The sequence below is a fragment of the Salinivibrio sp. PR919 genome, assembly GCF_001995355.1.
GTDB lineage: Bacteria > Pseudomonadota > Gammaproteobacteria > Enterobacterales > Vibrionaceae > Salinivibrio > Salinivibrio proteolyticus.
This window is the reverse complement of record NZ_MUFL01000095.1, coordinates 1-10,851: the sequence shown is the minus strand read 5'-3', so window position 1 is coordinate 10,851 and position 10,851 is coordinate 1. Positions and strand designations below refer to the sequence as shown.

Below are 10,851 nucleotides of genomic sequence, written 5' to 3'. Positions count from 1 at the left end.
CTTGATTATAATAAGTAAATTGATGAGTATATGATGTAACTAACTGACATTTATGAGTATTTGATCAACATTTGTACTCTTGATTTGTTTTTCTCAAGCACAGGAAGGCTATGAAAACACTTGTAACGGGTGCTGCCGGTTTTATCGGTAGCCATATTTGTCGCAGGCTTTGTGCTGATAGATACGATGTAGTCGGCGTTGATAACCTCAATGACTATTATGATGTGAACCTTAAAAAAACTAGGTTGCAATGGGTTGGAGATGTAAGGTTCAGATTTCACTGTATGAGTGTCGAAAACTCAGACGAATTGAATCGTCTGTTCAATGAAGAGCAATTTGATTGTGTGATTCACTTAGCAGGGCAGGCTGGCGTCCGTTATTCCTCGGAAGAGCCTATGGTCTATGGAGAGAGCAACCTCATGGGTTTTCTTTCAGTCCTAGAGGCGTGTCGAGCCTTTAACATTAAACACCTGGTGTACGCGTCATCGAGCTCAGTGTATGGGCTGAACGATAAAATTCCATTTTCAGCGAATGACAATGTGGATCACCCAGTTTCTCTTTATGCTGCAACTAAAAAGGCAAATGAGTTAATGGCTCATAGCTACTCTCAGATGTATGGGTTACCAACGACAGGACTACGTTTTTTCAGCGTTTACGGTCCTTGGAGTCGGCCGGATATGGCATTCTATAAGTTTACAGAGGCAATGATTGAAAAAAGGCCAGTCGATGTTTTCAATAACGGCGAACTATATCGGGACTTTACTTACATCGATGACGTTGTAGAAGCAGTAGTTCGAGTAACAAGGAGAATTCCAAAGAAGAACCAAGAGTGGCTAAAAGCTAATGAAACCATTGCACAAAGCTCAGCGCCATATCAGATTTTTAATGTCGGTAGCGGGACTCCCGTCAAACTCACAAAAATGATTGATTTGTTAGAATATCAACTGGGAGTGCCGTCGATAAGGCAATTGAAGCCAATGCAGGTAGGGGAAGTGTATACTACTTACTCTGATGTAAAAGAGCTTTTTGATGAGATTGGTTTTACGCCACAAGTGCCATTCCATGAAGGCGTCGCAGCTTTTGTAGAATGGTATAGTGATTACCGGCGAATTTCTCAGCAGCAAGTCAAGAGTGCAGCTAAGTCGATTTAGTTCTATGCTGAACTACACAGGTGCGTTGTATGCTTTCTAAAGTATTCACGCGCACCTAAAAAATCAAATACGGCTTTAGCTCCTCAAAGTTCCCCACAATAATCTGCTGACCTTTAGGGTTCGAATCTAGCACACTAATATCGATATTGTAGGTATCGAGAACGTAGCGAACCAACGCAGCATTAGTTGGAATTGTGAGTGTGCTATTTTCCATACCGTAGTCATGGGCAACGACAGCGGCCTGAGCTTCTGTCAGTCTCGGGTCCGGCATCAACTCAATAGCGAGGGGAGTATTCCATCGGTCATCGTTGGACTTCCCCATTACATTTTTAGCCTCAAGGCATGGAATACCTCTTATGCGGCTGAGCACAAAATCACGATAACCTTTCGCATGCTCACAATAGGCACGAACATGCCAGCGTAGAGGGGTGCAAACGAGGGTATGAGGAGAGATAATCCGCTCGACTTCAATGCCGTCTTTTAGTGATGTGTAGCTTATGTCGACACGTTTCTTCTCACTAATAGCTTGAATTAAAGGACGTAAGACTTGTGGTGATATATTACGAGTTGTAGGGCGAATCATCGAGACACTCTCAAACCCCATATCGAGTTCTTTAAATGTGATGGTCATATCTTCACTTCTTGAAAGAATGTGCAAATATTCATCAGCATGACCTTTTGTTACTTGTGGACTATAGCTATCACTGGGCTTGTAGCCTTTTAGCTGTTTATCATAAACAAGGTTTCCTGGCGCGATATCGGCTAGATAGGTGTTGATGTCTTTCGATGCTTGCTGTCTGCCAATACCAAAGCTCTTAATCAGGTGATTGGTCGTTAACCGTCCTTCCCACAGCGCGATGATTTCTATCATTCTGTAACGGAATAGTAGATCCCAGCGTATTGGCCATTTGCTCATCATCTAACTCCTGTCTATTTATGCGACGTGTGTATGTAATCAGTATTTACCTGTCTTTGATGGCGACATAGTATGTATTGAGTGTTTTGGAGTCAATTCATAGCGAAGCTTGCTGGAGTTTGAACTTTAAAAATAAGGGAATTGTAAATGGTTGCACCGAAAAGTCTCACCTTTCAGCTACACCAACATTGGGAGGTGGTTGAGCAGTTAACTCGGCTTTCGAGAGAGTTTCCAGCGTTTGAGCTGAGAGTACTTGAACAGGTGATCAATCAGTACAAAAGTAAAAATGCGGAAAGTAATACTGTGCTCACCAGCCTTGTTAATGCAGACATATTGCAGCCTATCAATCGCAGCAGCGACTATCAGCTAAACACGCTAGTTGTGGACTTTGTCAGAGGCTTAACTCAGGAGCATGAGTTAGGTCTATCAGCGGTACTTAAAGCTCGAGTTGATGCGATTAAAGACGCCACCAGCCAAGTGTTAGAAGGGCTTGATATGGCGGACAACGATTYACTTCGTACTGGCGCGAACAGGCTGTCGGAACTGGTTAGAAAAATTACCCAACAGTTAACGCAAGACAAACAAGCAATATTTGAAATAGCAGAATTGGCGAAGTCTGCGGACACCACTGTCCCAATTGAACGTCGTTACCGTGAAGTGTTGGAAGTGTATGACCAATACGTAGAACCCATGAACGAAATGATGGATAGCGGTCTTGGAGGCAGTTTCTATCCCTTATTAGAAAAGGCGGAAGAAGCACTCGATACTGCCGTTGACATACTTTCCATACGTGGATCTTTGTATCAACAAAGGCTGGCAATGCGCCAGATAGCTTATCAAGTCAAAGATCTTCGATACCAAGGGCGAGTCATTGCTCAGCAATGTGCTGATACTTTGTTGCCATTAAGAGAGGAAGTCAGGCAGCACAATCAACTTTCAGCGGTGATTAGCAAGCAGCTAAGCCAAGTTCGTAAAAAGGGTTTAGCGCGAGGACTAAATGCCGAAGGTTTGCCTATGTGGAAAAGTAGCCGCGTGACTAAAATTCAATTGGGTAATGAAGTACGTGAGTTGATGGCAGAATTCTTGGACTTTGAACCTAGTTCTATACCGTTCCCGGATGCAGAGGAAGCGCCAACCAGTCCAATGAACAACTGGGTTGATAAAGAGCTTTTGAGGGAACAACTTGCTGACTCGCTACCGCTCGCGAATCTAATGACGTGGCTCAGAGGAAACTATCAGCACCTACCAGATGCCGAGCTGTTGCGGCTCTATCACGAGCTTGTTCGCGACCCTCAGTGGCAAAGCACATTAGGGGCGAGCTCAAGTACTACAGCGCTGAACACAGTAACCGTAACCTACCACCCTCACGAAATAAAGATGTTGACTGGCTCAACAAATGCAAAGGATGTTGATAATGCAAACTAGCAAAATCGATTTAAATGAGCTGGCTCATCTGACTGAGCTATTTACCTTTTTTAATTCTGGCCGGCACCTAAATCGCTCGACAGATGCGACTTTATGGCATGAGCTAGAACAGCAAGCAGAGCAGTACCAGTACCTATTTGCTAACTTGGGTTTTGACTTGCGCATTGATGGACGGGGTTTTGCTTGGTTCCATGATGAAGATGGTAACCAGAACATCAATAAACAATCACGCCAGTTAGCACTATTGCTGATGGTGATATTTGACCATCAAGCTGATAGCGGCCGCTCCCTCGGTCAGTTTTACCAATGGACGATTGATAATGCCTTGCTAGATGAGGTTTGCGAAAAGCATCAAGAGCTTTTGGATGCAGAAGAAATCGACCAAGATGCACTAGCAAAGATACTCGATAACGCAGTGCGAAAAGGCTTTGCCGCTCAAGAGAATAATCACTGGCGTTTGCTGCCTCCGGTATACCGATACCTAGACCATTTCGAAGCTATCACTGAACAAACACCCAAAAATGATGTGTCCGCTTGTGAGGAAGATGAATAATGTTAAGTTACGGCTTTCAACGTTTAGCGTTAATTGGCAGTGCTGGGTACCAGCGAGCAGAACTTCCTCTTGATGACTCTGTGTCACTAATTGCGCCAAATAACCATGGCAAAACAAGCTTAATTAACGCACTCCAGTTTCTGCTCATTATCGACCAAAGAAGGATGGATTTTGGCTCTCATACACTGGAGAAGGCTCGCCGTTTTTACTTCCCAAATAACAGTGCTTACATCTTGCTAGAAGTTATCCTGCCACAAACCGGCACCGTGGTGTTTGGATGTGTTGGTAAAGGGGTAGGTTATGACTACGAATACTTCGCTTACAAAGGTGAATTAAACCTAGATGATTTCCGAATGGATGATGGCAATATCGTTGCCCAACCAAAGTTAGTTAACCACTTAGCAACGAAGAAGCATCGAGTCTATAAATTCAATGATAAAGAGTTCAGATACTCGATTTATGGTGGTGCAAAAAGTAAGAAGAATAGCGACATCGATTTTACGGTGTTTAAACTTGAACATGTAAGTGACGCTCGTTCGTTCCAGCAAGTCCTCACCAAAACGCTCAGGCTCGATAAGCTCAACTCCAGTGATGTAAAAGACTATTTGTTGAAGATATTTAGCCGAGAGCTACCCAACGCCAGTATCGATTTTAAGCAAGAGTGGGAGAAAGCATTTCAAGATATCAATCTAGAACGTGAACAGTACCTAGCAGCCGTTAATAATCTGGAAACGATTCAAGAGCTCGAACAAAAGTTTGAGCGTACCTTGTCGTTACGAGGAAAGATCGCCGCATGCCAGCCGAAGGTTAATGAATTGCTGCAGGATTGGCATAGTCATGTTCAAACGCTGACTGATAATCTATCAACGCAACAAACTAAGCTTGAACAAACACAACGTGATCTCCGAAGCCAAGATATTGCCCGTGCTGGAGAGCGTACAGACTTAACCAATAAACTGGAAGAGTTAAACCGTATAGAGAAGCAGCGACAAGAGTTGGAAGAGCGGTTTACCTTGATCCCGGATCAATCGTTTTTAGAGAGTCAGTTGAAAACAGCAGAGCAAAAATATGATGCTCAGGCTGCCTTGTGTGTTCAATCACAGCGGTCCTCTTCTGCTGCGATYGGCAAGCAGTTGAAAGAAAAACAAGATCAGCTGCAAAGATTGCAAGCTCAACATCAAACTTTGGGTGACAATTTATATCTTCATCTTTCTAAAGTGCTCAATGTAGATGAATYAGAAAAGCTGAACAAAGTACTTAGCCAACAAGTGATGCAACTGCCACCTTCACAGTATTCGTTTGACATCAATCAGTTGCGAAACATGCTCAATAGTGAATCTTCTGAGCAACTTTCGCTTTCAGGTTTAAAACTTTCACTTGAGGAGCTGATTCCTCAGCATGTTCAAAAAACAGAGCAAGAGCTTATTGAAGAAATACGTAGTGTTAATGAGCAGATCGAGAACCTTAAAGATTTGCTTGAAGCAAGCAAAGAAAGTGAGATTGCTGAAAACAAAAAGAACGAATTAAACCGTGCAGTAAGGCAGTGTGAACAGGATCTTGAGGATTACCAAAAGCTTCAACAGTTAACAAAAAGTCAGGCTCAGCGATCTGAGCAAAAAGAGAAGCTTGAGCAAGAGCTAAAAACCATTACTGCTGAGCTAGATAATGAAGAACAAAGGCACAAAACGATAACGTCAAAAATCAATGAAATTGCAGGTAAGCTAACTCAGCTTAAAACGGATAGTGAAAGTGTTGAAAAGCTCAAAAACCAAAGAATTGATGATCAATCGCTGTTTAGCATGCTTTCGGATCAACCGCATACCCCATGGATAGTGATGGATGAGTGGTCTCTTGAGTATCTACCTGTTCGCCTCCAACAGTTTATCGAGGATTGTAAAGACCTCGATAAACTGTCCAAAGACTTGCGCCAAATAAGAAATGACTTAGCTCAGAAGGGGCTTACCAAGTTTCAGATGGCCCAAACTCAAGATGAGGAAATAAAAGGGATTATTAAATTCAGTCATTGTTTAGATAGTGAGAAGAAAGCGCTGGAGAGACGCGCTCGCTCAGCGGTTGTGAATGTAACGGCGAGTTTAAGAGAGTTGCGAAGTGGGCTTTACGCACTACAAAGCAAGATGAAGGAATTCAATCGGCTAATCAGTCACAGGCAGTTATCGGATCTCAAAACATTCAAAATTGAACCCGTTGAGGAGAATCAACTTGTCGATGCAATGAATGTACTGATACAGCAAGCGGAGCAAACTGAAAGTGGTCAGAGTTTTGAGCTGTTTGATCAAGGCAGTATTCTTGATGATGCTGAGTTAGATCGAGCGAAGAGCTTGCTGATCGAAGAGGGCAATGCTCGCCAAGGTCTAAGAGTTGCAGATTTGTTCAGACTTGAGTTTGTCGTTGCTAAGCAAGGGCAACAGCAAGAGTCATTCGAAGATATTGATAGTGCCGCTTCAAACGGGACCGTATTGATGGCTAAGCTTGTGACAGGTCTTGCGATGCTCCATCTAATGCAAGATAAACGTCATCAAATGAAAGCGGTATGTTATTTGGATGAGGCGTTGGCCCTGGATACCAAAAACCAAGCTAACTTGATAGAGGTTGCTGACCAATTCGGTTTTGCATTGATTTTTGCTTCACCAGCACCGTTAACCACCGCTCGTTATTGTGTGCCTATCCACCAAGCGAATGGAAAGAATCACATTAGCCGTAATAGCTGGCAGATTTTCGAACCAATTGATAGCCAAGAACTGTCGCAACCACAAGTGGAACCATCACTATGAGCCAGGTATTGGTTAAGGCACTAACGCGACTAATCGAGATGCACCCTGATTCCATTGCCGGAAGCACATTGACATCATCTCAGAAGAAGCAGCTTGATGAGTTCAGCCGCAAAACTCAGAGTGTACAAGTTACTCCTAAAGGCCGTGGCGTTGTCTACGGCATTCTAGATATGAATGTCGTTAAAGTCACACTGGAGCAGTTGGCGCCCAATCAAAACGTGTCTCCATCAGCCCCGCAAAGAGCCGTAAACATAGCCTCCACACGCAGCAGCAAACAAGGAAGAGTAGGTCACGATGTGACCTACGTACTGGCTAAAGCGGTTGCGAATCCGCTATGGGAGTCTTTCGGAGGGCCAACTGAGCACTTAAATGTAGCGACAGAAGAGTTTGGCGTTTTTTCCCTTGAAGTGGGCGGAGAAAGAAATAGGGATCTTAACACTCATCATTCTATTTGGCTGGTGGAAAACCAAGCATTGTTTGACCGTCTAGATTGGCTACCCAATAACGAACCCACTACCGTTATTTGGTACCGAGGGCAGCTACACAACAAACTCATTGATTGGCTATCGGTGCCTGAAAGGGCAACGATGGTCTATTTTTTTGCCGATTATGATGGAGTCGGGCTAAATAACTTCCGGCGTCTGAAAGAGAAGCTAGAAGAAAGAGCAGAGTTTTGGATGATGCCGAATTGGAAGGAGCTTCTGAAACGATACGGGCAAAACCAGCTTTGGAATGATACTGCACGCGAATTCAACTCATTTCTTGAGAGTAATAGTAATTTGTTGGTTCAATCCTCTGATCTACAAGCGCTAGTTCTAGAGATGCAAACGAACGGGTTAGCACTTGAGCAAGAGTCCATTTGGCTTAGTAAGAAATAGGCTAGTGAATTGAGTAGGGGACTAATGAGTGAAAGACGTTTGTTTTAGAACGCCATCCTATTCAAGAGTCGCTTCATGAACTACTATACAAAAGTTACAAATTGTAGAGATAGCAAACTGAATGAAAGACTCAAAACTAGATCCTGAATTACTTGAGAARCCTGAATTCAGATAATAAGTGCAACACTCATGGTTAAACTGGCGAGAGGAAGTCAACTGCTGATAGTGGTACGCTTCTCATCGCCAAAATCAAAACGTGATTACCATGAGCTACCAGTGTCAACGCCAGTTTAAAATTGACCCACTTAGCGACGTTATCGCCGAAGTAAAACTAACCCACCCACGTAATTAATTTTTGCTTTCAGATAAACTGTCCAAAGCCGATGGTACGGTTCCTGCCACCTTCTTTCCTCGTAATCGGTAGCTTTCACCGCTGATTTGTACGATGTGCGAGTGATGAAGAAGTCTATCGAGTAGTGCCGCCGTCAACGTTGTATCGTCGGCGAACGCCTTTGACCATTGAGAGAACGGCAAGTTACTGGTCACGATAATACTGCCTTGCTCATAACGTTTCGCGATGACGTTGAAGAACAAGTTGGCCTCTTCTCTGCCGAACGGTAGATAGCCGATTTCATCAACGATAAGGAGTTTGGGGGCGAGCACACTGCGTCTCAAGTAGCTTTCAAGTTTATCTTGAGCTTTTGCTGTAGACAGTTGAAGCATCAAGTCTGCTGCGGTGATAAACCGCGTTTTAAGACCTTTTTGCACGGCAAGTTGACCAAGACTCACCGCAAGGTGGCTCTTACCGACGCCACTTGGCCCGAGTAATACGATGTTTTCCTTTCGCTCAATGAACGCTAAGCCTGTTAGCTCATGAAGCTGTTTTCTTGGTGCACCAGTGGCGAACTTGAAGTCATAGTCATCGAACGTTTTTTCCATTGGGAAGCTGGCGAACTTAGTCAGTGTGGCTCTTGTGCGCTCGGCTCTGGCTTCCAGTTCTGCGTTCAACAGTGACTCCAAGTAATCAGCAAGCGTCAGCTCTCGGCTGACGGCGACGTCTGCCAGTCTCGACCATTCTTGACCGATAGCATGTAATTTCAGCGCCGTACAGGCCGCTTCGATGCGACTCATTTGAAGGTTCATGCACGTACCTCCAGCAATGCATCATACGTCGAGAGAGGGTGCTGGAAGCTTTCAAGTGGCGTCACACTGTCGTTAATGGTTGGCGCTGGGGCTGGGACTGTCATTGAGGGCAATGGCTGAAGGGTAAAGCGCTCTTCGTCTAACAGAGCTTGAGGCTTTTGGCCTGTCGTACCATGCGTTCGTTGGTGAGCGACGGTATCTAGCCATGCGCCGACGTGCCCATTGAGAGCATCTGCTGTGATTTTAAGACCATGCTGCTTGAATGTCGCTGCGAGTGGCGTGACGAAGCTACTTTTCAAGTAAGCGTTAAATCGCTCCACTTTTCCTTTGGTTTTCGCACGATATGGACGACAGACTCTTGGTTTAAAGTTGTATCTCTTGGCCGTCGCGAGCAGCGCTGGATTCCACCGATGTTCACCTTCACCGTAGGCATCACGCTCTATCATGATGGCTTTCGCATTATCGAACAGCACTTCTTTAGGGACGCCGCCGAAGTATTCAAACGCTTCTTCAAGACCTTGTATCCAGTCTTCTTGACGCTCTCGTTCACTAAAGCGGACGAAGGTCGCTCTGCTATAGCCAAGCGTTGCCAAGAAGGCTTTAACACGGACGCCGTAATGGGTGATGGTCGTAAAGTCCACTTGCATCTGCTCACCTGGCAATGTCTCGAATCGAACGACAGGGTCGGTAGGTGTACTTGGTTTGTACTGTTTGATGTACTCCTTGAGCATCGTTATACCGCCTTCATAACCCAGTAATTTTAACTCACGTAATAAGACGGTTGCTGGTATCCAATAAGGCTTTGCGGCTTCAATCCGCGTATACAAGTAGTCATGGTACGGCTGAAGCTTAGTTGGTCGGGGCTGACGCTCGGGATAAACTGGCGCTTTGCTTTTATCTCGAAGGTAATTGCGAACCGTATTCCTTGAGATACCCAAGTCTTTTGCAATGCGGCGGATACTGCGCCCTTGCTGATGTAAAACGTGTATTTCCACGAGTTGCTCCTGATTGATCATAATCCGCCGCTTTGTCCATATAACGAACGGATAGTTTGGCTCAGGTGGGTCAATTTTAAATCGACGTTAGTGGGTCATTTTTACATCGGCGCTGACACCATGTGGTCGACCATCTGATTCTATTCATGACTACCAGTGGCGAGTGCTAAAAGAAGCAATGATGTTCGATATTCCTGTTGAGCTTTCGGTACAAACTCGACGGGTAAACTGCCCTGACTGTGGAGTCAAAACAGAAGCAATATCTTGGGTTGCTCCATATTCACGAATCACAAATCGCTTAAAAGGTTATATCGAGAAACTGCTCCCGCTGTTACCCATCAAGCATATCTCCGAGCTAACCGGAGTGCATTGGCATACGATTAAAGAAATTGATAAACAACGTCTTAAGCGATTTGTGCCAACGGTGCCTTGGGGTAGTATACGTCAGCTTGTTATGGACGAGTTCGCCATCTTCAAGGGACACAGATATGCGACTGTCATCGCTGATGCCCAAACACACCAAGTGCTTTGGATTGGCATAGGCCGAAGTCGAAAGGACATTCGCCCATTTTTCGAAGAGCTTGGCGAGCATGCTGCCAACATTGAAGTTGTGGCGATGGATATGAACACAGCTTTTGACCTTGAGGTGCAGGCACATTGTCCAAATGCTCGTATCGTCTATGACTTGTTTCATGTCGTGGCTAAGTTCGGTCGAGAGGTCATGGACAGAGTTCGTGTAGACCAAGCCAACCAACTGAAAACTGACAAAAAAGCACGTCGTTGGATAAAGCGCTCCCGATGGGTTCTTTTGAAGAACCGAGAGAACTTGAGCATAAAGCAGCAAAGTTATCTTGACGAAATACTATCGATTAACAGAGATCTCATGATAACTCACCTGCTTGGATCTCAACTCAAGGAGCTTTGGTATTGTGATTCAGAGGAGCAAGCTAACGGGCTGTGGGAAGTATGGTGGCAGCAGGTGAATGAAAGTGGTATCC

Annotated in this window: 8 protein-coding genes and 1 pseudogene; 6 read left to right on the top strand and 3 right to left on the bottom strand. The window is 44.7% G+C overall.

Annotated elements, in window-relative coordinates; genetic code table 11:
- Nucleotides 1-110 precede the first annotated feature (110 nt).
- Complete coding sequence (locus BZG83_RS14470; RefSeq protein ID WP_077481572.1) at nucleotides 111-1,151, top strand: NAD-dependent epimerase/dehydratase family protein; 1,041 nt, start codon at nucleotides 111-113, stop codon at nucleotides 1,149-1,151.
- 55 nt (nucleotides 1,152-1,206) lie between these two features.
- Here the strand turns inward: BZG83_RS14470 and BZG83_RS14465 are convergent, their stop codons facing one another.
- Nucleotides 1,207-2,067, bottom strand: coding sequence for a helix-turn-helix transcriptional regulator (locus BZG83_RS14465; RefSeq protein ID WP_077481570.1), 861 nt, complete (start codon nucleotides 2,065-2,067; stop codon nucleotides 1,207-1,209).
- A 147-nt stretch (nucleotides 2,068-2,214) separates the two neighbouring features.
- Between BZG83_RS14465 and BZG83_RS14460 the strand changes: the two genes are divergently transcribed.
- From BZG83_RS14460 to BZG83_RS14445, 4 genes are read left to right on the top strand one after another with little or no spacing between them, the layout of a single operon-like run.
- Nucleotides 2,215-3,492: a hypothetical protein gene (locus BZG83_RS14460; protein ID WP_077481568.1), complete on the top strand. Its 1,278-nt coding sequence runs from the start codon at nucleotides 2,215-2,217 to the stop codon at nucleotides 3,490-3,492.
- A complete protein-coding gene (locus BZG83_RS14455) occupies nucleotides 3,482-4,045 on the top strand; it encodes a condensin complex protein MksE (RefSeq protein WP_077481566.1) in 564 nt (187 codons plus the stop codon). The genes BZG83_RS14460 and BZG83_RS14455 overlap by 11 nt, the downstream gene beginning before the upstream one ends.
- The gene (locus BZG83_RS14450) at nucleotides 4,045-6,837 is read left to right on the top strand and encodes a hypothetical protein (RefSeq protein WP_077481564.1); all 2,793 of its coding nucleotides are present in this window, start codon (nucleotides 4,045-4,047) and stop codon (nucleotides 6,835-6,837) included. The genes BZG83_RS14455 and BZG83_RS14450 overlap by 1 nt, the downstream gene beginning before the upstream one ends.
- Complete coding sequence (locus tag BZG83_RS14445) at nucleotides 6,834-7,715, top strand: DUF7281 domain-containing protein (RefSeq protein ID WP_077481562.1); 882 nt, start codon at nucleotides 6,834-6,836, stop codon at nucleotides 7,713-7,715. The genes BZG83_RS14450 and BZG83_RS14445 overlap by 4 nt, the downstream gene beginning before the upstream one ends.
- A gap of 348 nt (nucleotides 7,716-8,063) precedes the next feature.
- Here the strand turns inward: BZG83_RS14445 and istB are convergent, their stop codons facing one another.
- Both istB and istA read right to left on the bottom strand, forming a co-directional pair.
- Nucleotides 8,064-8,858 (bottom strand): IS21-like element helper ATPase IstB, encoded by a 795-nt coding sequence (gene istB, locus BZG83_RS14440; protein WP_077481560.1) that lies wholly within the window; start codon nucleotides 8,856-8,858, stop codon nucleotides 8,064-8,066.
- Complete coding sequence (gene istA / locus BZG83_RS14435) at nucleotides 8,855-9,874, bottom strand: IS21 family transposase (protein ID WP_077481558.1); 1,020 nt, start codon at nucleotides 9,872-9,874, stop codon at nucleotides 8,855-8,857. Before istA ends, istB begins: the two co-directional genes overlap by 4 nt.
- Before the next feature lie 121 nt (nucleotides 9,875-9,995).
- Here istA and BZG83_RS14430 point away from each other — a divergent pair.
- Nucleotides 9,996-10,851: pseudogene (locus BZG83_RS14430) on the top strand (ISL3 family transposase); the annotation flags it as partial.